The sequence below is a fragment of the Salinicoccus halodurans genome (assembly GCF_900114445.1).
Taxonomy (GTDB): Bacteria; Bacillota; Bacilli; order Staphylococcales; family Salinicoccaceae; genus Salinicoccus; species Salinicoccus halodurans.
The window spans coordinates 517049-540526 of record NZ_FOTB01000001.1; the positions used below are offsets into that span (position 1 = coordinate 517049).

Annotated in this window: 23 protein-coding genes; 20 read left to right on the plus strand and 3 right to left on the minus strand. The window is 44.0% G+C overall.

Annotated elements, in window-relative coordinates; all coding sequences use genetic code 11:
* Positions 1–10 precede the first annotated feature (10 nt).
* From ruvA to BM271_RS02615, 15 genes are all read left to right on the plus strand, one after another.
* Positions 11–598, plus strand: coding sequence for a Holliday junction branch migration protein RuvA (ruvA, locus tag BM271_RS02545; protein ID WP_046790073.1), 588 nt, complete (start codon positions 11–13; stop codon positions 596–598).
* Positions 599–610: 12 nt separating this feature from the next.
* Positions 611–1630, plus strand: coding sequence for a Holliday junction branch migration DNA helicase RuvB (gene ruvB, locus BM271_RS02550; RefSeq protein WP_046790074.1), 1020 nt, complete (start codon positions 611–613; stop codon positions 1628–1630).
* A gap of 3 nt (positions 1631–1633) precedes the next feature.
* Positions 1634–2668, plus strand: coding sequence for a tRNA preQ1(34) S-adenosylmethionine ribosyltransferase-isomerase QueA (gene queA / locus BM271_RS02555; protein ID WP_046790075.1), 1035 nt, complete (start codon positions 1634–1636; stop codon positions 2666–2668).
* Positions 2668–3813, plus strand: coding sequence for a tRNA guanosine(34) transglycosylase Tgt (gene tgt, locus BM271_RS02560; protein ID WP_046790076.1), 1146 nt, complete (start codon positions 2668–2670; stop codon positions 3811–3813). Before queA ends, tgt begins: the two co-directional genes overlap by 1 nt.
* Positions 3814–3834: 21 nt before the next feature.
* Positions 3835–4098 carry a preprotein translocase subunit YajC gene (gene yajC, locus BM271_RS02565; protein WP_046790077.1) on the plus strand — a complete coding sequence of 88 codons (264 nt, stop codon included), beginning with the start codon at positions 3835–3837 and terminating at the stop codon, positions 4096–4098.
* Positions 4099–4202: 104 nt separating this feature from the next.
* A complete protein-coding gene (gene secDF, locus BM271_RS02570) occupies positions 4203–6482 on the plus strand; it encodes a protein translocase subunit SecDF (protein ID WP_074924527.1) in 2280 nt (759 codons plus the stop codon).
* 48 nt (positions 6483–6530) lie between these two features.
* A complete protein-coding gene (gene recJ, locus BM271_RS02575; protein WP_046790079.1) occupies positions 6531–8774 on the plus strand; it encodes a single-stranded-DNA-specific exonuclease RecJ in 2244 nt (747 codons plus the stop codon).
* A gap of 12 nt (positions 8775–8786) precedes the next feature.
* A complete protein-coding gene (locus BM271_RS02580; RefSeq protein ID WP_046790080.1) occupies positions 8787–9305 on the plus strand; it encodes an adenine phosphoribosyltransferase in 519 nt (172 codons plus the stop codon).
* A gap of 149 nt (positions 9306–9454) precedes the next feature.
* A complete protein-coding gene (locus tag BM271_RS02585; protein ID WP_420806925.1) occupies positions 9455–11590 on the plus strand; it encodes a RelA/SpoT family protein in 2136 nt (711 codons plus the stop codon).
* Between the two features lie 9 nt (positions 11591–11599).
* Entirely contained in the window at positions 11600–12052 is a 453-nt protein-coding gene (gene dtd, locus BM271_RS02590; RefSeq protein WP_046790082.1) for a D-aminoacyl-tRNA deacylase, read from the plus strand.
* Positions 12052–12774, plus strand: coding sequence for an N-acetylmuramoyl-L-alanine amidase family protein (locus tag BM271_RS02595; protein ID WP_046790083.1), 723 nt, complete (start codon positions 12052–12054; stop codon positions 12772–12774). Before dtd ends, BM271_RS02595 begins: the two co-directional genes overlap by 1 nt.
* 308 nt (positions 12775–13082) lie before the next feature.
* Positions 13083–14345, plus strand: a complete 1263-nt coding sequence (gene hisS / locus BM271_RS02600; protein ID WP_046790084.1) for a histidine--tRNA ligase — start codon at positions 13083–13085, stop codon at positions 14343–14345.
* Positions 14342–16105 (plus strand): aspartate--tRNA ligase, encoded by a 1764-nt coding sequence (aspS, locus tag BM271_RS02605; RefSeq protein ID WP_420806926.1) that lies wholly within the window; start codon positions 14342–14344, stop codon positions 16103–16105. The genes hisS and aspS overlap by 4 nt, the downstream gene beginning before the upstream one ends.
* Before the next feature lie 152 nt (positions 16106–16257).
* Positions 16258–17511 carry an amidohydrolase family protein gene (locus tag BM271_RS02610; RefSeq protein WP_046790086.1) on the plus strand — a complete coding sequence of 418 codons (1254 nt, stop codon included), beginning with the start codon at positions 16258–16260 and terminating at the stop codon, positions 17509–17511.
* Positions 17512–17638: 127 nt separating this feature from the next.
* Positions 17639–18367 (plus strand): metallophosphoesterase family protein, encoded by a 729-nt coding sequence (locus tag BM271_RS02615; protein ID WP_046790087.1) that lies wholly within the window; start codon positions 17639–17641, stop codon positions 18365–18367.
* A 70-nt stretch (positions 18368–18437) separates the two neighbouring features.
* Here the strand turns inward: BM271_RS02615 and BM271_RS02620 are convergent, their stop codons facing one another.
* Both BM271_RS02620 and BM271_RS02625 read right to left on the minus strand, forming a co-directional pair.
* Positions 18438–18893, minus strand: coding sequence for a DUF3021 domain-containing protein (locus BM271_RS02620; RefSeq protein ID WP_046790088.1), 456 nt, complete (start codon positions 18891–18893; stop codon positions 18438–18440).
* On the minus strand, positions 18890–19330 hold the full coding sequence (locus tag BM271_RS02625; RefSeq protein ID WP_046790089.1) for a LytTR family DNA-binding domain-containing protein: 441 nt from the start codon (positions 19328–19330) through the stop codon (positions 18890–18892). The genes BM271_RS02620 and BM271_RS02625 overlap by 4 nt, the downstream gene beginning before the upstream one ends.
* Positions 19331–19523: 193 nt before the next feature.
* Here BM271_RS02625 and BM271_RS02630 point away from each other — a divergent pair, with 193 nt between their 5' ends.
* From BM271_RS02630 to BM271_RS02640, 3 genes are read left to right on the plus strand one after another with little or no spacing between them, the layout of a single operon-like run.
* Entirely contained in the window at positions 19524–19730 is a 207-nt protein-coding gene (locus tag BM271_RS02630; protein WP_046790090.1) for a hypothetical protein, read from the plus strand.
* An 11-nt stretch (positions 19731–19741) separates the two neighbouring features.
* Complete coding sequence (locus BM271_RS02635; RefSeq protein WP_046790091.1) at positions 19742–20404, plus strand: response regulator transcription factor; 663 nt, start codon at positions 19742–19744, stop codon at positions 20402–20404.
* Complete coding sequence (locus BM271_RS02640) at positions 20397–21407, plus strand: sensor histidine kinase (protein ID WP_046790092.1); 1011 nt, start codon at positions 20397–20399, stop codon at positions 21405–21407. The genes BM271_RS02635 and BM271_RS02640 overlap by 8 nt, the downstream gene beginning before the upstream one ends.
* Before the next feature lie 89 nt (positions 21408–21496).
* On the opposite strand, the gene BM271_RS02645 is transcribed toward BM271_RS02640, so the two are convergent.
* Entirely contained in the window at positions 21497–22528 is a 1032-nt protein-coding gene (locus BM271_RS02645) for a S66 family peptidase (RefSeq protein ID WP_046790093.1), read from the minus strand.
* Between the two features lie 79 nt (positions 22529–22607).
* On the opposite strand from BM271_RS02645, the gene BM271_RS14255 reads away from it, so the two are divergent.
* Positions 22608–22784 carry a hypothetical protein gene (locus BM271_RS14255; protein WP_158462227.1) on the plus strand — a complete coding sequence of 59 codons (177 nt, stop codon included), beginning with the start codon at positions 22608–22610 and terminating at the stop codon, positions 22782–22784.
* Positions 22785–22815: 31 nt separating this feature from the next.
* Entirely contained in the window at positions 22816–23454 is a 639-nt protein-coding gene (locus BM271_RS02650; RefSeq protein ID WP_143544893.1) for a DUF2268 domain-containing putative Zn-dependent protease, read from the plus strand.
* The last annotated feature ends 24 nt before the right edge of the window (positions 23455–23478 follow it).

The window sequence follows — 23478 nt, forward strand, 5'->3', positions numbered from 1 at the left end:
TGGTGATTTCATGTATCAGTATATAAAAGGTGTGCTCAAAGAAGTGACACCGCAATATATAACACTTGACACAGGCGGTATCGGCCATTTGATCAATGTGCCGAACCCATTTAGGTTCGAAGCGGCATTGGACAGTGAAGTGACGATTTTCACTGAACTGATTGTGCGGGAAGACAGCCATACACTGTACGGTTTCAAAGATATGGAAGAGAAGTCTCTTTTCCAGTCCCTGCTCAAAGTGACAGGGATCGGACCGAAGAGTGCAATGGCGATACTTGCAGCTTCGTCTCCAGCAGGTGTCATCAATGCGATTGAAAATGAGGACCAGGCCTATATGCAGAAATTCCCGGGTATCGGCAAAAAGACTGCAAGCCAGATCATCCTGGACCTTAAAGGGAAACTGACAGCAGGGGAAGCCGTTGAGGAAGAAGCACCGAAAGACAGCAATGCACATTACATCAGCGAGGCGCTTCTTGCACTCGAGGCGCTCGGCTACTCGAAGCGGGAAATGACGCGTATAGAAAAGCATCTTAAAACCACCGAAATCCAGTCTGTGGATGATGCAGTGAAAAGCGGACTTAAATTTTTAGTACAGTAATGGGGTGCTTGTATGGATGAGCGTATTTTGGATGAATCCCAAATGAATGAAGAAGAAAATGTGGAGATGTCCCTGAGACCTGAACTTTTGCACCAGTACATAGGACAGAGTACTCTGAAGGACAATCTCAAAATTTTTATCGAAGCTGCAAGAATAAGGGAAGAGGCACTGGATCATGTCATTCTGCATGGCCCGCCGGGCCTCGGTAAAACGACGTTATCAAACATTATTGCGAATGAGCTCGGAGTGAATATCCGGACGACATCCGGCCCTGCGATTGAGCGGGCGGGGGACCTGGCTGCGATACTGTCGAGCCTTGATACCGGGGACGTGCTCTTTATCGATGAGATCCATCGTCTGCCCCGTGCGGTCGAAGAGATCCTTTATTCCGCAATGGAAGATTTCTTCCTGGATGTCGTCATCGGCAAGGGCGAAGAGGCGAGAAGCATACGCATCGACCTGCCGCCGTTCACTCTTGTGGGGGCCACAACGCGTTTCGGCAGTCTGTCCGCACCGCTCCGGGACCGTTTCGGCGTCCAGCTCAGACTGGAATATTATGATGTGGACAGCCTTGTTACGATCGTCAACCGCACAGCGGACATATTCGAAGTTGCAATTGATCCTGACAGCGCACTGGAACTTGCCAAAAGGTCGAGGGGGACGCCCCGCATCGCCAATCGTCTGCTCCGGCGGGTGAGGGATTTCTCCATCGTCAAAAAAGAGGATTCGGTTACGCTTGAAACGACGAATCATGCGCTTAAAGTGCTTGAAGTCGACGGGCTCGGCCTCGATCCGGTCGACCACCGCATCATGAATACCATCATCCAGACATATGGCGGCGGTCCTGTCGGCCTCGAAACGGTCGCGGTCTCGATCGGTGAAGAAGTGGTGACGTTACTCGATGTTTACGAACCCTATCTGATCCAGCGCGGATTTCTGGAAAGGACACCGAGAGGACGCAAGGCAACCGCTAAAAGTTTGGATTATTTTGGATCTCGGAGTGAGATCGATATTTTTAGAAATGAGGAATAGGGTTTGAAACTCGATGAATTTGATTTTGATTTACCGGAAGCATTGATTGCGCAGACGCCGCTGTCCGACCGTTCCGGCAGCAGACTGCTCGCTCTTGACAAAACGGGTGGGACTATAGAAGACAGGCATTTCACTGACATCATCGATTACCTTGACGCCGGAGATACGCTTGTATTGAACGATACAAGGGTGCTTCCGGCGCGTCTTTACGGCGTGAAGGCGGAGACGGGTGCGAAGATAGAAATGCTGATGCTGAAACCGATTGAGAACGGTTATGAAGTGCTCATCAAGCCTGCAAAGCGAGTGAAGCCCGGTACGAAGATTGTGTTCGGGGGAGGACTTCTTAAAGCAGTCTGTACGGATACTTTTGACGAAGGCATCAGGCACGTGGAACTCATGTATGACGGCGTACTTGAAAATGTACTCGACGAACTGGGTGAGATGCCGCTGCCGCCGTATATCAAGGAAACGCTGGATGACAAGGAAAGATATCAGACAGTGTATGCCAGACACAGCGGTTCGGCTGCTGCACCGACTGCCGGTCTTCACTTCACAGAGGCACTGCTTAAAGAGATAGAAGACAAAGGCATTAATATTGCGACGATTACACTGCATGTGGGTCTTGGGACATTCCGCCCGGTGAGTGCGGATGAAATCGAAGACCACAAAATGCATTCCGAGTTCTATATCATGAATGAAGAAACGGCGGATCTGCTCAATAAAACCCGTCAAAACGGTCGGAAGATCATCAGCGTCGGTACGACGAGCACCAGGACACTGGAGACGATCATGCGGGATTATGGTGAGTTCCGCGCTGCCAGCGGGTTCACGGACATCTTCATTTATCCGGGATTTGAATACAGGGCGGTTGATGCACTGATAACGAATTTCCATCTGCCGAAATCGTCACTGATGATGCTGGTCAGCGCATTTGCAAACCGTGATATGATCATGGAAACCTACCGTCATGCAGTGGACGAAAAATACAGGTTCTTCAGTTTTGGCGATGCGATGATTATTTACGAAGGTGATTATTAATGGCAATCAGATATGAACATATAAAAACATGTAAACAGACCGGCGCCCGTCTCGGCAGACTCCATACACCGCACGGCACGATCGATACGCCGATTTTCATGCCCGTCGGCACACTGGCCACAGTTAAGACGATGACGCCTGAAGAGCTTGCCGATATCGGCAGCCAGATTATACTGAGCAACACATATCATCTGTGGCTCAGACCGGGCAGTGATATCGTGGCTGAAGCAGGCGGCCTCCATAAATTCATGAACTGGGATAAGCCCATCCTGACCGATTCCGGCGGCTTCCAGGTATTCAGCTTGAGTGACAGAAGGAAGATAGAAGAAGAAGGCGTCCATTTCAGAAGTCATCTGGACGGCTCCAAACTTTTCCTGAGTCCTGAAAAAGCAATGGATATCCAGCACGACCTGGGGTCGGACATCATGATGTCATTTGATGAGTGCCCGCCCCACCCTGCCGAACACAAATATGTGAAGGATTCGATAGAACGCACGTCAAGGTGGGCGGAGCGGGGACTGAATCACCATATCAAAAGCGGCAAAGATAAAACACAGGCGCTGTTCGGTATCGTACAGGGCGGAGAGTATGCAGACCTGCGCGCGCAAAGTGCGAAAGATCTCGTTTCCATGGACTTCCCCGGCTATTCGATCGGCGGTCTTTCTGTCGGGGAACCGAAGCCGATCATGTACCGTGCGCTCGAAGAGACGATCCCTCATCTTCCGGAGGACAAACCAAGATATCTGATGGGCGTCGGTTCTCCGGATGCATTGATTGAAGGTGTAATCCGCGGTGTCGACATGTTCGACTGTGTCCTGCCGACACGGATTGCAAGAAACGGTACGACAATGACCTCAAAAGGCCGTGTCGTGGTCAAAAAGAAAATATACGAGAGAGATTTTACACCGCTTGATGCACAGTGCGACTGCTACACATGCAGAAATTATACGAAAGCGTATTTGCGCCATTTATTCAAAACGGATGAAATCCTCGGATTAAGACTTACTACTTATCATAACTTGTATTTTCTGTTAAAATTAATGGAAGATATTCGAACTGCGATTTTAAATGATAGTTTACTCGATTTTAAAGAAGCATTTTTCGAGTCTTATGGATTGAATGTTGAAAATCCGAAAAATTTCTAGTCAAGAGGAGAGATTTAGCAGATGGAATTTTTCATGGCCATCCTGCCGTTCCTGGTACTCATCCTGGTAATGTATTTCCTGATGATCCGTCCGGCACAGAAGAAACAGAAAGACGTACAGAACATGCAGAACAATCTGCAAAAAGGCGACCAGATCATTACGATTGGCGGTATGCACGGTGAAGTGGAATCATTCGACCAAAAGCATATGTACATCCGTACTGAAGATGCGGGCGGAGCAGTACTCAAGTTCGACCGTGTAGCGCTGAAAGAAATTGTAAAATAAATGCCGTGAGCTGACAGAATAGTGTCAGCTTTTTTTGGTTTCACTTTAAGTGTACAATAGGTATAATTGACACGTTGGTGAATTGTAGAAACAGAGGTGTAACATTGAAAACAAAATTTAGCAGAATAATAATGGCGCTGATGATAGTCGTCATCCTTTTTACAGTAATCGGTCTTACTCTTAAAGATGTTATGAAAGATGTGAATCTCGGTCTGGATCTGCAGGGCGGTTTCGAAGTCCTCTATGAGGTGGAGCCGCTTGATGAAGGTGATGAAATTGATGATACTGCACTGGAGAGCACTGCGAGCACCCTTGAATCCAGAGTGAATGTACTGGGTGTATCGGAACCTAATATTTCAGTGGAGAGTGACAACAGGATACGCGTGCAGCTCGCAGGTGTCGAAGATCAGCAGGAAGCGCGCGAATTGCTGAGCACCCAGGCGGAACTCACCATCCGTGACGTTGAGGATAACGTGCTGTTATCCGGAGCGGATCTTGTCCAGGGAGGTGCCAGCCAGAATTTTGATGAAACCGGCAATCCGATGGTTTCACTGGAACTTAAAGATCCCGACAAATTCCGTGAAATCACTGAAGAAATTTCACAAAGGCCCCAGGGTGAAAATCTGATGGTCATCTGGATGGACTTCGAGGAAGGCGAAGACAGCTTTGCCGAGGAAGCACAGAAGGAGAACCCTAAATTCGTCTCTGCACCAAGCGTGTCGGGGCCGATCAATTCATCCGAAGTCATGATTTCCGGCGGGTTTTCCGGAGAAGAGGGCCTGAAGCGCGCACAAAATATTGCCGCACTCCTCAATGCAGGCTCTCTGCCGGTCGAACTGACCGAAATCTATTCCAACTCCGTCGGTGCCCAGTTCGGTGAACAGGCGCTGGATGAAACTGTGACGGCCGGGCTCATTGGTGTGACACTGGTATTCATCTTCATGATTGCTTTCTACCGTCTGCCGGGACTGGTGGCAGCGGCTACGCTTACAGTCTATATCTACTTGACGGTATTAGGGTTCAACACCATAAGCGGTGTGCTGACACTGCCGGGTATTGCAGCCCTGATCCTCGGGGTCGGCATGGCAGTGGATGCCAATATCATCATGTATGAGCGGATCAAGGACGAACTCCGCATCGGACGGAATATCAAAGCAGCATATAAGAAAGCATCCGCCCAGTCATTGTGGACGATCGTCGATGCCAACCTTACAACATTGATTGCAGGTGTAGCACTGTTCATCTTCGGGACGAGCAGCGTCAAAGGATTTGCGACGATGCTGCTCCTTTCCATACTGATGAGTTTCGTGACAGCGGTCCTCCTGACACGGGTCCTGCTTTCACTGCTCGTGAAATCGGGATACTTCAACAGGAAACCCGGCTGGTTCGGCATCCGTGAAAAAGACAGGTTCGATATCAATGAAGGCAAGGAAATCGAAGACCTGTCGACGCCATGGGACCGTTTCGATTTCATCAGGCATTATAAAAAATTCTTTGCAGTCAGCATCGCAATGATCGTTGCCGGTGCAATCGTACTGTCCATATTCAAACTAAACCTTGGTATCGACTTTACAAGCGGTACACGGGCGGATATCACTACAGACGGTTCTGCCACAGTGGAACAGGTGGAAGAAGAACTTGAGGCGATGGACATCCCGCCTGAGAGCATTACGACTTCAGGCGAAGATAAAGTGACTGCACGTTACAATACGGACCTGTCTCAGGAAGAAGTGACGGGGATGCAGGAAAGGTTCGCTGAACTTTACGGCGCTGATCCGATGATCAGCACAGTCAGCCCGGTCATCGGCCGCGAGCTTGCAAGAAACGCAATGTTCGCACTTGCATTGGCTTCCGTCGGCATCATACTGTATGCGTCGATCCGGTTCGAATGGAGAATGGCCCTGCCGGCGGTCGTGGCGCTCATGCATGATGCATTCATCATGGTCGCCGTGTTCTCAATATTGAGGCTCGAAGTGGATATTACTTTCATTGCGGCCGTACTGACCATCGTCGGGTATTCGATAAATGATACGATCGTGAGTTTCGACCGCATCCGGGAGAACCTGAGGAAAGTCAAAGTCATCAAGTCGGATGAGGAGATTGACACTATCATCAACCGCTCAATGAGACAGACATTGACCAGATCCATCAATACGGTGCTGACGGTCATCATCGTAGTCATATTCCTCGTATTGTTCGGAAGCAGCGCAATACTGAACTTCTCAATCGCACTGCTTGTCGGGCTCGTCAGCGGCGTTTATTCCTCAATGTTCATAGCGATCCAGCTGTGGGGCATGCTGAAAAAACGGCAGCTCAGTAAAAATGACGGCAAACTCGTCGTTTATGAAGAGAAGAAAAAAGACGAAGAAAAAATATTGGTATAAAAGACCGCGCCCGGGGAAACCCGGGCGTTTTCAAAAGGGGGCAAAACTGTGTATCAGTCAAAGTATGAATGGAAAGTCCGCAAAAAAACGGCGGATATGGAAGAGGAAACCGTTCAGGCGTTCAAACTGAACAATCTGGAAAAGACTGTCCTGGAAAACAGAGGATACACCGCCCAGGCGGATTTGAATAGAATTTTTCGTCCCGAATCCTATGATGCATCGTTGATTTTGGGCATGGAATCTGCAACGTCAAGAATAGAAAAGGCAATCGCCAATGATGAGAGCATATTGGTCTACGGTGATTTTGATGCTGATGGTATTACGAGCACAGTGCTCCTGACCAATGCACTGAAGCAGAAGACACTCAACGTGGAATTCATCATTCCGGACAGGATCTCCGATGGCTATGGACCGAATATGTCGATTTTTGAAGAAGTCGTAGTCGGACAGTTCGACCTGGTGATTACAGTGGATAACGGGATTTCCGGGAAAAAGGAGATCGCATTCCTTACAGAAAACGGCGTGGACGTCATCGTCGTCGACCACCATGCATTCGGGGAAAATATACCCGACGTGACCATTATCCATCCGGATCATCCGGAGGGGAGCTACCCATGCAACGCACTTGCAGGTGTCGGGATTACCTACAAACTTGTGCAGGCACTGGGACTCGATAGACGGGAGGACCTGGCCCTTGTGGCCATCGGCACGGTAGCCGATCTTGTTCCGGTCATAGACGAGAACAAGAAACTCGTCATGGAGGGGCTCGAAGTGCTGAATGACAGACCGCTCCTTGGTATAAAATCACTGCTGAGAAGTGCCGGGCATGACGGACTGATTGATGAGGAAACAATCGGATTTACAATCGCGCCCCGTCTGAATGCCACAGGCAGGCTTGGGGAAGCATCCATTGCAGTCGAGCTTCTGATGGAAGAAGATCCGGATGCGGCCTACGAGCTGTCAATGGCGGTGGAGCGGATGAACCAGGAACGGAAACAGATTGTTGAAGAGATCCATGCAGAAGCGGCTGAAATGATAGACGGCACAAGCCAGATCAATGTGGTTTATAAAGAAGGCTGGCATCCGGGTGTAATCGGTATCGTCGCCTCAAGGCTCGTCGACCAGTTCGGCAAACCGGCAATCGTGTTCACCCTGGACGGCGAATCATACAGGGGATCTGCCCGCTCCATAGAGGGTGTGGATCTCCACGGTGTCCTCAAGGAGCATTCGAATCATTATACCAGCTACGGCGGCCACTCCCAGGCTCTGGGTGTAGAGGTGGCAGACAGTGATATTGAACTGTTCAAAGAAGAACTGGAACAGTACTTTGAATCCCTCGGCCTGGATCTGCGGCCGGTCAAACACATTGATTACCAGCTCAAGTCGGGCAATATGACGATGAAGGAATTCGAACGCTTTGAACGCCTGAAGCCATTTGGGCAGTCATTCAGGGCACCGATTTTCATGGTCAATAATGCAAAGATCGGTATGATCCGCCAGGTCGGGAAAGATAAATCCCATATTAAAATAACAATTCCCGAACTGGATCTGGATGTCATCGGCTTCAAGTTCGGCCACCTTTCACATGAAGTGGGCAACGGGGATACGATCAGCCTCATCGGCACAGTCAACATCAATGAATTCAACCAGAAGCGGTCGCTGCAGATGGTCCTTCTGGATGCGGGCATTGATACGGTGCAGATCATGGATATGAGGAGCCGTACGGATCAGCAGTTTGATATGATATCCAAAGATGACGTCTTCCTGATTCAGAAAGACAGGGAAAAGAAGGGGCAAAATTATTACCACTATGGTGAACGACTGCCTTTCGTAACAGGCAGTGTGGTGCTGCGCGATCTGCCGGACAGCCTGGATGACCTGACATACTCGCTGAATGATATACATGTATCTAAAATGATCCTGATTTTCCACAGTAAAACCGAACTGTTTTTCAGCGGCATCCCGGGCCGGAATGATATTGAAAAACTGCGGAATGTCGTCGAAAGTGCAGAAGACGGCTCGATCAATCTTGCCAGGCATGCACCGCCGCTCTCAAAAAAATTGGGCGTAACGATGACATTTCTTAAAATGATGACAGATATCATGGAAGATTTGCAGATAATCGAGCTGAAAAATGGTATAGTGTATAAGGGAAATGTTGATACAGACTGGAATTTGAATGAATCAACACATTTTAGACTTCTTAACAGCCGCATGGAAGCAGAAACGCGTCTGAAGATGTCCTCGACAAATGAATTAAAACAATATGTTAGAGCATTAATATCAAATTGAGTGGGTGTTACAATGGATTTAAGAAAATACGTGTCAGAGGTTCAGGATTGGCCTAAAAAAGGTGTGAGCTTCAAAGATATCACGACGATCATGGACAACGGTGAAGCATATGGCTATGCCACCGACCAGATTGTGGAATATGCCAGGGAAAAGGAAGTTGACATCGTTGTCGGACCGGAAGCGAGAGGATTCATCATCGGATGTCCGGTCGCCTACAGTATGGGAATCGGTTTTGCACCAGTCAGAAAAGAAGGGAAACTTCCTCGCGAAGTGATCCGGTATGAATATGACCTGGAATACGGTTCTAACGTGCTTACAATGCACCGGGATGCCATCAAACCGGGTCAGCGCGTTCTGATCACTGATGATCTTCTTGCCACAGGCGGGACGATTGAAGCGACGATTAAACTCATTGAATCACTTGGCGGCATTGTAGTGGGAATTGCTTTCCTGATCGAACTCAGCTACCTTGAAGGTAAGAAGCGTCTTGAAGGTTACGATACGATTTCATTATTAACTTATGATGAGTAATATCAAAAGTCTGTGAAAACAGGCTTTTTTTGGTCATTTATTTATTTGGAGCGCGTTTTATAGTATGATGATTCTAACTATTTCTTTCTGGAGAGGACGGTGAGGTCATGAATAAAGAATATCCATACACTAAAGATGATGTCATCCGCATGTGCAGTGATTACATGGATAATGATGATATCCGGATGGTGAAAGATGCTTATGAACTGGCTCATGAGGCCCACGAGGGGCAGTACCGGAAAAATGGCCTTCCGTATATTCTTCATCCGGTACAGGTTGCAGGCATATTAGCGGAACTTAAGCTGGATGGTCCGACCATCGTTGCCGGCTTCCTCCATGATGTTGTAGAAGACACACCATACACTTTTGAAGATCTTGAAAAGATGTTCAATGAAGAAGTTGCAGTGATCGTTGATGGTGTAACGAAGCTGGAGAAAGTCAAATACCGTTCAAAACAGGAAGAGCAGGCTGAAAATCACCGTAAGCTGTTTGTAGCAATTGCAAAGGATATCAGGGTCATCCTGGTAAAACTTGCCGACAGGCTCCACAATATGCGTACGTTGAAGGCGATGCCCGAAGCGAAACAGATCAGGACATCACGGGAAACACTGGAAATATATGCACCGCTTGCCCACCGTCTCGGTATCTCGAGCATCAAATGGGAACTTGAGGATACTGCGCTCAGATATATCGAACCGCAGCAGTACTTCAAAATTGTCAGCATGATGAAGAAAAAGAGAAGTGAGCGGGAAAGTGTCATCAATAATGCCATAGACCGCATTGAAGCGGAAATGGGCAAGACCGGCCTTGAGGGTCAGCTTTCCGGGCGGCCGAAACATATTTACAGCATCTACAAGAAAATGAAGAAGCAGCATAAGCAGTTCGATCAGATATTCGACCTCCTTGCCATCCGGGTCCTGGTTTCAAATATAAAGGACTGCTATGCGATTCTCGGTGTCATCCATACGATATGGAAACCGATGCCGGGACGTTTCAAAGACTATATCGCCATGCCGAAGCCGAATATGTACCAGTCACTCCATACGACCGTTGTCGGACCGAACGGGGATCCTCTGGAAATCCAGATCCGTACTTACGATATGCATGAGATTGCCGAAAACGGGGTTGCCGCACACTGGGCTTATAAAGAAGGCAGGAATCTTAAGGAATCGCCTTCTCTCGCCAACCGGATCCACTGGTTCAAAGATCTGGTCGATCAGGAAACATCATCTCCTGATGCTGAAGAATTCATGGAGGCGCTGAAGACCGATCTGCTGAGCGACAAAGTGTATGTCTTTACACCGAATGGGGATGTCGTCGAGCTGCCGAAGGGTGCAATACCGATTGATTTTGCCTATCAGGTGCATACTGAAGTCGGCAACAAGATGATCGGTGCAAAAGTGAACGGTAAAATAGTACCAATTGATTATGAGCTGTCCACCGGAGAAATCCTGGAAATCCGGACGAGCAAGCAGTCATACGGTCCGAGCATGGACTGGCTGAAACTCGTCAAATCATCGAGTGCAAAGAACAAGATCAGGGCATTCTTTAAAAAACAGGACCGGGCGAGCAATATCGAAAAAGGCAGATTCGCCGTAGAGCATGAGATCAAGAACCGGGAACATAAGCCGGATGACATATTAAAAGACCGCTATATAGAACCAGTACTGGACCGGTATAACCTGTCGAATGAAGATGATCTGTTCGCCATGGTCGGTTTCGGTGGCGTGACCGCACAGCAGGTGACGAACCGTCTGATGGAGAAATTCAAAGTTACCGAAGACAAGTCCAACCAGATCGAGGAAATCGACAGGACACATCATTATAAAGAGATAACGACCGAATCCGGCGTTTATGTACAGGGCATGGATAACATGCTGATCAATCTTTCAAAATGCTGCAACCCGATTCCAGGGGATGATATTACCGGCTACATCACCAAGGGCCACGGCGTAAAAGTCCATGTCTCCACATGCCCGAATATCAAAAATGAAACTGAGCGTATCATTGATGTAGAATGGGTGAGGAATAAAGACCGGGACCGCAAATATCAGGCCGACCTGGAAATAACCGGTTACGATAGACAGGGGCTGGTCAATGAAGTGCTGAACGTCATCGCCAGTACGAAATTCCCGATTACACGGGTGAACGGAAGATCGGACATCGATAAGCACGCCAGAATCAGCCTGTCCGTCATGGTGCAGAATGTCGCAGACCTTTACAGGATTGTCGATAAGTTAAAACAACTTCGTGATATATACAGCGTAGAACGCGTTTTTAAATGAGGTGAGAAAATGAGAGTCGTATTGCAGAGAGTTTCAAGTTCAACAGTAATCAGCAATGAATTTTTCAATGAAATCGGCAAAGGCTATTGTCTCCTTGTCGGTGTTTCAAATGAGGATACGGAAGCGGACGCGGTCAAGCTTGCTGAAAAAATTGCCGCAAGCAGGAACTTCGAGGATAAAGACGGCAAGATCAACCTCTCCATCAAGGATGTGGGGGGTGAAATCCTCAGTATATCGCAGTTTACGCTTTACGCCGATACCAGAAAAGGCAACAGGCCGAGCTTTACAAAAGCAGCAGGCAGAGAACAGGCTGATAAGTTGTATAAATTATTCAATGAAACACTTGAAGCACAGGGATTGACAGTCAAGACCGGCTTCTTTGGTGAAATGATGCATGTCAATATCAACAATGATGGTCCGATTACTATACTCTACGAATCTGAAGATGGAAAGATCAAGTGATGAACAGAGTAAAGAAAATACTTGGTGCAGCAGGACGGGCGATTCTTAGCTTCCTCAAATATAAGAAGCATCTGTATTTCCCGCCTTTGTTCTTTCTGATTCTGGCAGGCGTGGTCATTGGGGCAGCAGTCTTCATATACAGTAAATTCATAGAAGAAGAGTACACGCCGGTGGAAATGGAATTTGAAAAAGATTCCTATGATTTCACCGGACAGACGATTGTGCTGGATCCCGGCCACGGAGGAAAAGATCCGGGAGCCACAAGTGTCTCTGATATAAATGAGGCCCAAATCGTATATAATATCGCAGATAAACTGCGCAACCGGCTGGAAGAGAGCGGTGCTGAAGTAATTCTCACGCGGGAGGAAGGGCAATTTGTATCATTGGATGACAGGAAGAAAGAGGGCGACCTCTTCATCAGTCTTCACAGTGATGCAATGGATGACCCGTCCATTACCGGTTTCACTACTTACTATGCCTATCCGAATCAGAAAGAATTTGCGGCTTCACTGAATGCGTCACTGGATGAATATTCCTTTTTCCATAACAGGGGAAACCGGGAATATGGATATCAGGTGATCTGGCAGCTGGATTATCCGGCTGCCCTGATTGAACTCGGTTATTTGAGCAACCGTTTCGATGATCATACGATTACAGAAGCGGCTTATCAGGATCGTATGACGGAAGCGATTCTTCGAGGCATAGATAATTATTTGAATTGAATGCTTGACTTGAAAGCATTTAATCAATATTATATAACTTAATCGAATGAAATGAATTCAATCACCCGGAGAGGTGGTCGCCAGATTGTACAGAGATATCTGCCTTGGCTGGAAGCAGATACGTCAAACGACCAAAAACCGACACTCCGGCAGAATCCTGTTTTTTTGCAGGCGGTGACAGCCGTTAAAATGTCAGAGGGCTTATAAATTGATAAGCTGAATCAGGGTGGCAACGCGAGATTATCGTCCCTTATATCCAGTCGAGGATATAAGGGGCTTTTTTATATTTTAAATGAGGAGTGAGCCAAATGATCCAGATTCCAAGAGGAACACAGGATATTCTGCCTAAAGACAGCTATAAATGGCAGTTCATAGAAGAAAGACTGAACGAAATCGCAAAAAATTATAACTATAAAGAAATACGCACGCCGGCGTTCGAATCGACGGAACTTTTTGTCAGAGGTGTCGGCGGTTCAACAGACATAGTCAACAAAGAGATGTATACATTCCAGGACAAAGGAGACCGCAGCCTGACGCTGAAACCGGAAGGAACGGCGCCGGTAGTGAGGAGTTACATTGAGAATAAAATGCAGCATGACGTGGTTCAGCCGACCAAAGTGTATTATATGGCGCCGATGTTCAGGTATGAGCGCAAGCAGAAAGGACGTTACCGTCAGTTTGTGCAGTTCGGCATCGAGGCAATCGGCGTGGAAGATCCGCTGATTGATGTGGAAGTCATCAGCATGCTGATGCACATTTATAAATCATTCGGACTTAAGGATTTGAAATTATATATCAATTCAATCGGAGATCAGCACAGCCGTGCGGCGTATAACGAGGCACTTGTAAATCACTTCAAGCCATCCATCGATGAGTTCTGTTCAGACTGCCAGACGAGAATTGATACGAATCCGATGCGTATTCTGGACTGTAAAAAAGACCGCGATCACGAGCTGATCAAAACAGCACCGAGAATGTATGACTACCTGAATGAGGAGTCAAAACAGTACTTTGAAGAAGTGAAGGCAAATCTGGATGCCATCGGCATCGGATATGAAGTCGACTATAATCTGGTCCGCGGACTGGATTATTATACGCATACAGCATTCGAAGTGATGAGTGATGCCGAAGGCTTCGGTGCCATTACGACACTTTGCGGCGGCGGACGCTATAACGGATTGCTTGAAATGCTGGATGGTCCGCACGAAACCGGCATCGGGTTTGCACTCAGTATTGAAAGGCTGCTGCTGGCTCTGGAAGCAGAGAATATCGAAATTCCGGAACCCGAGGGCATAGATCTTTATATTTGTACACTGGACGCGCAGGCAACAGAAAAAGCAAGTCATCTCATACACACATTACGCACAAAAGGCATCAGCTGTGATATAGACTACAAACGCCGTAAGCTGAAGGCACAGATGAAAGATGCAGACAGAAAAGGGGCAGCATATACGATTGTGCTGGGCGAAGAAGAACTGTCGACAGGTAATGTTGAGTTGAAACATATGGAAACGGGAGAATCCAAAACAGTTCAGCTCGATGAGCTGGAAACATTACTGGAGGAGAAATAACCATGAGACATCATACAATTGAAGTGACAGAGTCACTGACAGGCGAAACAGTTAAATTAAAAGGCTGGGTACAGAAGCGCCGTGACCTGGGCGGCTTGATATTCATTGATCTTCGTGACCGTAAAGGCGTAATCCAGGTTGTGTTCAATCCTGAAGTATCCAGAGAAGCTTTGGAAACAGCAGAAAAAATCCGTTCCGAATATGTTATTGAAGTATCCGGAGAAGTATTGAAGCGTGATCCGTCCCAGTTCAATGACAATATTGAGACAGGAAAAATTGAAGTGCTCGTAAATGAAGTGACTGTGCTCTCCAAAGCGGAGACTCCACCGTTCCAGATTCTCGATGATACAATCGGTGAAGATGTGAGGCTCAAATACCGTTATATGGATCTGCGCCGCGAGAAATTACAAAATACGTTAAGGCTTCGTCACCAGATTAACAGAAGTGTAAGAAACTTTCTGGATAATGAGGAATTTGTGGACATCGAAACACCGGTTCTTTCTAAATCCACACCTGAAGGTGCGCGTGACTATCTAGTGCCGTCGCGTGTACACGAAGGCGAATTCTATGCATTGCCGCAATCTCCGCAGATATATAAACAATTGCTTATGCTTTCTGGTATGGAAAAATATTATCAAATCGTCAAATGTTTCCGTGATGAGGATTTAAGAGCGGACAGACAGCCTGAATTTACTCAGATTGACATTGAAATGTCATTCATGGATCAGGAACAGATCATGGAACTGAACGAACGCCTGATCCAGCACGTGATGAAAAATGTAAAAGGCGTCGATGTAGAGCTGCCATTGCCGAGAATGACTTATAATCAGGCTATGGGGGAATACGGGGTCGACAAACCGGATACACGCTTCGATCTCAAGCTGCGAGATCTCAGTGAGTTCAGTAAGACGGTCGATTTCAAAGTCTTCCGTTCCACAGTTGAGAACGGCGGCATGGTCAAAGCAATCGTTGTCAAAGGCGAAGCGGAAAACTTCTCGAGAAAAGATATCGATAAGCTTGAAGCATATGTGAAAACATACGGTGCCAAAGGTCTCGCTTGGCTTAAAGTGAAAGAAGATGCGCTGAATGGCCCGATTGCCAAGTTTTTCAATGAAGATAATCAGAAAGAACTTTTCGACACATTGAATCTTGCAGACAACGATCTCATTCTTTTTGTTGCAGACAAAGCAAAAGTCGTCCATGCATCACTTGGCAACCTGAGGAACAAGCTCGCAAAAGATCTGGATCTGATTACAGAAGACCAGTTCAATTTCCTTTGGGTCACAGATTGGCCGCTGTTCGAGTACGATGAAGATGCAGGCAGATATTTTGCTGCCCACCATCCATTTACATCTCCGAAAGCGGAAGATGTGGAACTGCTTGAAACAGAACCTGAAAAAGTAAAAGCAAATGCGTACGACATCGTTCTGAATGGCTACGAACTCGGTGGCGGCTCCATCCGTATCCATGACGCAGAAATGCAGGAGAAGATGTTCAAGGCACTCGGCTTCACAGATGAAGAGCGTGATGAACAGTTCGGGTTCCTGATTGAAGCATTCAAGTACGGTGCACCGCCGCACGGCGGCATTGCATACGGTCTGGACCGTCTGGTCATGCTCCTTGCAGGGACAGACAACATCCGTGACGTTATTGCATTCCCTAAAACAGCGAGCGCCGGGGATCTCATGATGAACGCACCATCAGAAGTGGCTCCGGAACAGCTGAAAGAACTGCATATAGAGCTGGATGTTGAGGAATAATTCTGATTTTCAATTTTCTTAATAAGACTTTGGACTGGGCAACAATAGTTGCTCAGTCTTTTCTATTTATGGATTGTTAAAAATATTTGAAAAATTTGTTACACTATAATAAATACAGTGGCATCAGTAAAAGGGGAACTTGGAGGGTAAATATGTTATTAAAGAATGCGACTTACTTAAACAGTGATATGAAATTTGAAACACAGGATTTTGTAATTGAAGAAGGGGAAATCAGTTTTAATTCAGAGCAGGAAACAGAAGAAGATGTAATAGACTGTGGCGATTATTATATCATTCCAGGATTAGCCAACGCACATTTTCACAGTTATTCCCCACTGGCTAAAGGGTTGATGAAAGAAATGGCACTCCAGAATTGGAGTGATGACTCGGATCAAGGAAAAATACAGCAGGCCTTATTTGATTATGTAGACAATAAACTGACAGAGGAAGAATTTACATACATTGCACAAAAAAGTTATATTGATATGGTGAAAAATGGCGTGACATTTGTAAGTGATTCAGACCCGCGATCTCCTGAATATTTAAAAGATGCACTGGATGAAATCGGTCTACGGGGTATTATTGATGCATATGAGGAAATTGGTGATTATTACAAAACAGAAGGAAAAGTCATATACGGCTCTCATTTACTTGAAGAAGAGGACATTACTGATGAAGAGTTGTTGAATGTTAAAGAAATAAAAGATAAGTATAATCCAATTATGATGACACATTGTCTGGAGAATAAGTGGAGATCAGATATCGTTCAATCCAAATATGGTCAATCCAGTGTGGATTTATACAAAGGCCGCGGTCTGCTTAATAAAAATACTGTGCTATTCCATGGAGTCTATATGTCAAATGAAGATATCGATATACTCGCTGAACTTAATGGTTCCGTTGTCCACTGTCCCATTTCTAATTTAGACACAGGTGCGGGTGTTGCACCCATATCTTCCATGATTGAGAAAGGAGTAAACGTTTGTTTAGGTACTGATTATTCCCATACAAATATTTGGGATGTAATGAGGATGACATACTATTTGCTGAAAATAAATAATCCTGTTCAAAGATATTCGGCTGAAGATATTTTCAAAATGGCGACTATTAATGGCGCGAGAGCTTATAATTTACAGGAAACGATGGGGAAAATAAAAGAAGGTTACAAAGCGGATCTAGTTTTCATTAGGAAAGAGCCAGAATTGGAACCTTTGGTATCCAGAAGTACTTTTACTAATTCACTTCATAATCTTTTGATTCATAGCAAAGAAGATTCAGTAGAACATGTAATGATTGAAGGTGGATGGATAATGAAAGATAGAGAAATCATGACGATAGACGAAGAGAAAGTAAAATCAAGGTATCGTCAAATTGCAGAAAAATTTGTAGAGTATCTTAACCGATAGTTTAATAAAAACGCACTTTATAGATGGCATGAAAATTAAAACGGCCATTTATCTTAGTTTCTTTATATTTTTTCTATAACAGTATATGATTTAAAGAAGTAATAACAACAAAAGGCGGTGTTTCATAATGAAAATTGCATTTATATCCGATATTCATGGCAACGCAACAGCACTTGAAGCGGTGCTCACAGATATTGAAAAGAAACAGGCAGATAAGATTGTCGTCCTCGGCGATATTGCCTACCGTGGTCCTGAACCTAAAAAGTCGCTTGACCTCGTAAGGAACCTTAATACGGAAGTCATCAAAGGAAATGCAGACGAATGGGTGCATCGCGGGATTAATGAAGGAGAAGTGCCGGATCAGGCTTTAGATATGATGAAAAAGGAACAGGAGTGGACGATTAGTAACTTATCGGCAGAAGATCTGGAATATTTAAGAAACCTGCCAGTAGAAGTGGAGGTTGATTTGACAGAGAAAATAAAAGTACATTGTTTCCATGCCACGCCTGATAGCGTGTTTGAGGTTGTCAAACCGGCAGAATCCGACCGGACACTGGAAGAAAAATTGATGACTAATAAAGAAGCACATATATTTCTGTATGGCCACATTCATCTGCCATATGTGCGTCATATCAATGGTAAATGTGTAGCAAATTTGGGCAGTGTCGGACTGCCATTTGACGGATTGAATCATGCTTCCTACCTGATTGCAGAAGGTGATGGGGAACAATTCAACATAGGAGTTCAGCGTGTACAATATGATGTGGAGAAAGTGAAAAAGCAATTGGAAGAAAATGAGTATCCAAACCTGGAATTCCTGAGCGGGATAATCGAACGCGGCGCTCTTCCACAATAATAACCATATAAAATGAAGTACAGAAAGAATCGACAGGGAGAATTCTCACCTGTCGATTCTTATTTTCTATCTATTTTTTGCGAGTGAGTTTCTTATTGATTTCATTTACCATATGTCTGTTCCTGAAGCGGGCAATCAACCAGATTGTGAAATAGATGATTATGAATATAATTATAAATATCATGAGACTTTCCGCAGTGAAAGGGAACCATCCTGCTAATATGGCTAACGGGAAAAATATCAGTAACGTAAGGGAGAAGTGGGTAATGGTAGACTTTGTGACGCTCATATCGGTATGGGAGAAAATCATGTCTCCCAATGCAAACATTATTCCCATTGCTCCCCAAACAAGCAAAGCAAGGGCTATAATCTGCAGTTCATTTAAGTTATTCTCGTATATCTGTCCCATATAGGACTGTGGATTAACCGGATGGTACTTGCCATCTGAAATGAGCAGCGAGAAAACAAGTGAAATGAAGATTCCTATGAACCATCCTGTTTTAATACCGTTAAATATCCTCATCATAAGCTCAACCTTTCTTTTATTGATTTTAAATAGCGTCGTGATGAAAAAGTGTATTCACCATTTTTCATGTAAATCTTAATCTGACCGGATGGGGTACTGGAAAGGTGATCCAGAAAATTGATATTGATAATTTCCGATTTGGATATTTTAATGAACTCCAAACCAGTAATTTCTTCAATCTGATAAAGTCTTTTGTCCACAGCATATGTGTTTTTGCAAGTCTGTACTTGAAGTATTTTATCTTCGATGAAAAAACGATGCACATGCTGTAATTTTATTCTGTAAATATCATTTTCAATCCTGCCGTTTAAAGTACTGTTAGAACCCATAGACTCAATATATTTAACGACGTTTCTTATTTCATCAGTCATTTCGGCTGCTTGGATAGAGATGATATCTTCAGATACTTTCGAACCGATCTCAATGTTAATTTTCATACAGGTAACCTCCTTATGTATAATTAAAGCAAAAGTCAGAATGCATTGGAAGGCAATCTGACCAAGCGGTGGATATGATAGATCAAGTGGTTGTAAAACGAGAGTGGTAATTCAAAAAAGCATTTTGAAACGGTGTTTTTCATAAATTATTAAGAACTGACCTCTATACTTTATAAGTGAAGGAGGAATCAATATGGAAAACTTAGGTATAATAATAATTTCAGTTGCGATGATTTTCCTGGCACTTACTTTTATACTGTTGATCATCGAACTGTATAACTACTTTTTTGATAAAGCTGGAGGGCATGCCTCAAGAAATTTTCGTTGGAAATGGCCGGTTGGTTTGTTTATCATCTATATTATACTCATAATAATAGGGATAATAATCATTAATCAGTGAGAAGGGTTGTCATGAACGGATATAATATTTTAATCGTTGAAGATGAAGTAAGCGTGTCTAAAGGATTGAAGAAAGTTCTGGAAGGTGAGGGAGCCAATGTTTCTGTTAATGAAACAGGTGAAGGTGTTGTTGAACAACTGGCAGATGCCCATTTAATATTAATGGATATCATGCTTCCTTTTGATGATGGTTTATCCATTTCCAAAGAAATTCTTCACCGGGTCGATATTCCAATCATCTTTTTGACGGCAATGAATGATATAGACAGTAAGCTTGATGGATTAAAATCCGGTGAGGACTATATTACCAAGCCATTTCATCCGTTAGAGCTAATTTCCCGTCTTAATAACGTAATCAGCAGACATTATGGAAATGAGATTAGCAAAGTGGATCATCTCAGTATAGATGAAAAAAATTTCACTGTTTTTAATGAGGAGATGCGAGAGATTTCTTTCACCAGAACAGAAAGGAAAATATTCTTTTATCTGTATAAGAATATTAACATGACACTTTCTAAAGATCAGATAATAGAATACACGTGGCCGGACGGGGATGTATTCGATAATATAGTGAGTGTCTACATTAAGAAAATAAGAAAAAAAGTTAATGATGCACATGGTGAACTTATTAAAACGATAAATGGTATTGGTTACAGGATGGAATTTCATGAATAATAAAAGTCTAATAAAAAAGTTCTATGTAGTAATGTTTCTGTCAGTTGCCGCAGTGCCCGTTGTATTTATATTAGTGAATTATTCAATGCTGCTCATTTATACGTTGTTCTCGGAAGTGCTGAATAACGAAGAGCCATTCAACAGTAGCTTCATGTACACCAATTTTTACCTTATATTTTTCATCGCATTGTCTATTCTGGTCATTTTAGGAGCGCAGTACTTTAAGAAAACAATAAATAGAATTAATGAAATACAGAATACAGTTAAACAAATTGCGTACGATGCGTCCGTCCCTGATAAGCTTATGACAGTTGAAGAAAGTGAAGATGAGATAAATCATCTCGCACAATCCATTAACATATTGATCGACAGGTTGAGATATAAGGAAGCCATGCTGAACCAACAGGAGAAACATCAGGATGAGTATTTAAGACAGTTGACTCATGATATCAACACACCGCTCACAGCATTAAACCTGGAATTGTATCAGTTTTCAAAAGAGCTTGATATTCAAGATGAAACTCTTACGCCTTTATACGAGAAAGTGAACTACATCAGTCAATTGGCTGGAAAGATTACAGTGGTGAATCAGTCTGATATAGATAACTACTATATTTTTAACAAAGATGTTGATGTCGGGACATTAATTGATAGGTCCTTGATGAAATGGGAATATTTATTTGATAAAAATGATATCGAGGTCCATTTAAGTGCGTTGGATGATCTTGTGTGGGTAGGGGATGAGCTCTGGCTGGAGAGATTACTGAACAATATTATTTCAAATATTTATTTGCATTCTCAAACAGACAGAATCGAAATTTCGTTAGAAGAGGGGTTGGTAATCAGAGATTATGGTACTGGGTACAATCTCAAAAAAACTTATCAGCCAGGTTCCGGAAGTTCAATTATTGACGATATAAGTAAGCGATTTTATATTGATCTTGATATAAAATCAAATATTAATGGAACAGAATACAGATTGAGACAACAGAAAAGCTCATGATGAACAAAGCCGATATTTATATAATATCGGCTTTAAAAGTATGGTTTCTAAAACCCATAGTATTTACAAGGATGATTGTAATTGGATATTTAATCAATAACTGCGCTTTCCAAAATGCTGAAGGTTAAATCTTTAGTATTCACTTCTGCCTTCAGACCATATGGTAATATAAATTTGGGTTCATTATGACCGAAGTTCATGTTATACAGAACTGGAATATCTTCACATCCTGATTCTTTTAGAATCTGTTTCCAAATATCTTTATATTCTTCGTAATACACTCCATCCTGGGGTCTTCCGACAATTATTCCATTTATCCGTTCAAAAATTCCCATTACTGACATTGCCCGTAAATAATCTTCGAAAAATTTCGGTTCAATATGGACTTCAGAGGTTTCCAGGAATAATATCGCATCATCGAATGCTTCAATCTCAGGAAAGAGTTCGGTTCCGCGCATGTTATTGAACACCTCGAAACATCCGCCGATAAGGTGCCCTTGAACGATGCCTTCACCATTGATACTTTCATATCCCTGGTTGCTTAAAAGAGGGCGTTCGATATCTTTATTCTCCTCGTTCCATCTCAAACCGAATTTCCTGATGTTATCGGCCGGTTTTATCTCACCAATGGCTTCAGATGAGAACCAGGTCTTTTTGATTGATTCGACAGTATATTCATCCATCGAAATATTCTCGGCAAAATCGGTCAGCAGGGCAGGACCGTAACTCGTGGAAATTCCATTATTATAAAACATGATGTGATTAGCGGTTGTATCGGAATATCCTGAGAAGATCTTAGGATAATTTCTCAATGCTTCAAAATCAATATAAGGCATTATGCGGATGGTTTCATTGCCGCCGATGCAACAGATGATCGCTTTTACTTCACCATCCTTGAGTGCAGCATTCAAATCTTCTGCACGCTTTTCAGGGTTTTCATATATATAGTCAATCCCTTTAAATGCATGCGGCATGATTTTCACTCTCAATCCGAAGACTTCTTCCAATCTTTTAATACCTTGTTCAGTACGCCAGCTGATGGTCTTTTCCCCGGCCAGACCGCTCGATAGGGAAACAATGGCTACAGTATCCCCTTTTCTTAATTTTTTTGGTTTAATCATAAAAATCTCCTTTACATATCAAAATATTCAAAAAACATATGATAATATAATACCATAGGTATTAATAAGGGGAATATGAATGAACAATATTGAAGTTATAAATAAAGTGCCGCAATTCATCGATTTTTTTGATACGAGCAGAGAGGAATATTTGGATCAGGAAGGTAGGTTTGAATTATGGAAAGAGACATATAATTTTGCTGCAGTTCCGCCGGGGGGAGGACGGACAGAGACTTGCGAAGACTTTATTGAATAATGCCTGGATTAAGTACGAAGCTAATATCAACATGATCAGACAGTGGAAACCGGAGAAAGGAAGACTGGAGAAATATCTGGAAGAGATAAAAGAATTGTTGGGATGTAGGGAACCTGTAGAACTTGTAGTGATATATTTTGTCGGAGGGTTTGAAGGCAATCCGTTCGTGGCGCCATATGATAAAAATAGAAGTGCGCTATGTCTGCCTATAGAGACCGATGTATCAGAAATCGTACTCTATCATGAACTGACACATATCGTTCATCATAAGATGGCAGGTTTAAAAGGAGAATGGGAAAGGCCCATTGGTACTTTAATATTGGAAGAAGGATTGGCAACACGGAGCAGTAGACATTTTGTATCCAACAAAAAAGATGAATCTTACATAGAATTTACACAGGGCTGGCTGGCTTCCTGTCAGGCAAGAAAGAGTGATATTATCAAAGAAATAATTCCCTATATAAAGGACTCCAGCGCAGAGACTATCATGAAATTCACTTTTGGTGAAGGAACCCAGGGTTTTGAAAGAGAATCTTATTATGTTGGCTGGGAAATGGTAGGAACCTTGCTTGAGAAAGGTGTTTCATTCGAAGAAATGGCTAATATTCCAGCGGATCAGATACCGTATAATATAGAAAAAGCCTGTAAAGACCTAGTTGAGAATTTCTAAATTATTGGAGAGCGCGGAGGATAA

Bases quoted from the DNA above. Each gene is read 5' to 3' on its own strand.
- BM271_RS14255 (WP_158462227.1), top strand. From the start codon at position 22,608: ATGAACAATATTGAAGTTATAAATAAAGTGCCGCAATTCATCGATTTT.
- BM271_RS02630 (WP_046790090.1), top strand. From the start codon at position 19,524: ATGGAAAACTTAGGTATAATAATAATTTCAGTTGCGATGATTTTCCTG.
- dtd (WP_046790082.1), top strand. From the start codon at position 11,600: ATGAGAGTCGTATTGCAGAGAGTTTCAAGTTCAACAGTAATCAGCAAT.
- BM271_RS02610 (WP_046790086.1), top strand. From the start codon at position 16,258: ATGTTATTAAAGAATGCGACTTACTTAAACAGTGATATGAAATTTGAA.
- tgt (WP_046790076.1), top strand. From the start codon at position 2,668: ATGGCAATCAGATATGAACATATAAAAACATGTAAACAGACCGGCGCC.
- ruvB (WP_046790074.1), top strand. From the start codon at position 611: ATGGATGAGCGTATTTTGGATGAATCCCAAATGAATGAAGAAGAAAAT.
- BM271_RS02580 (WP_046790080.1), top strand. From the start codon at position 8,787: ATGGATTTAAGAAAATACGTGTCAGAGGTTCAGGATTGGCCTAAAAAA.
- BM271_RS02640 (WP_046790092.1), top strand. From the start codon at position 20,397: ATGAATAATAAAAGTCTAATAAAAAAGTTCTATGTAGTAATGTTTCTG.
- BM271_RS02620 (WP_046790088.1), bottom strand. From the start codon at position 18,893: ATGATGAGGATATTTAACGGTATTAAAACAGGATGGTTCATAGGAATC.
- ruvA (WP_046790073.1), top strand. From the start codon at position 11: ATGTATCAGTATATAAAAGGTGTGCTCAAAGAAGTGACACCGCAATAT.
- BM271_RS02585 (WP_420806925.1), top strand. From the start codon at position 9,455: ATGTGCAGTGATTACATGGATAATGATGATATCCGGATGGTGAAAGAT.
- hisS (WP_046790084.1), top strand. From the start codon at position 13,083: ATGATCCAGATTCCAAGAGGAACACAGGATATTCTGCCTAAAGACAGC.
- BM271_RS02650 (WP_143544893.1), top strand. From the start codon at position 22,816: ATGATCAGACAGTGGAAACCGGAGAAAGGAAGACTGGAGAAATATCTG.
- BM271_RS02645 (WP_046790093.1), bottom strand. From the start codon at position 22,528: ATGATTAAACCAAAAAAATTAAGAAAAGGGGATACTGTAGCCATTGTT.
- BM271_RS02615 (WP_046790087.1), top strand. From the start codon at position 17,639: ATGAAAATTGCATTTATATCCGATATTCATGGCAACGCAACAGCACTT.
- BM271_RS02625 (WP_046790089.1), bottom strand. From the start codon at position 19,330: ATGAAAATTAACATTGAGATCGGTTCGAAAGTATCTGAAGATATCATC.
- BM271_RS02595 (WP_046790083.1), top strand. From the start codon at position 12,052: ATGAACAGAGTAAAGAAAATACTTGGTGCAGCAGGACGGGCGATTCTT.
- BM271_RS02635 (WP_046790091.1), top strand. From the start codon at position 19,742: ATGAACGGATATAATATTTTAATCGTTGAAGATGAAGTAAGCGTGTCT.
- yajC (WP_046790077.1), top strand. From the start codon at position 3,835: ATGGAATTTTTCATGGCCATCCTGCCGTTCCTGGTACTCATCCTGGTA.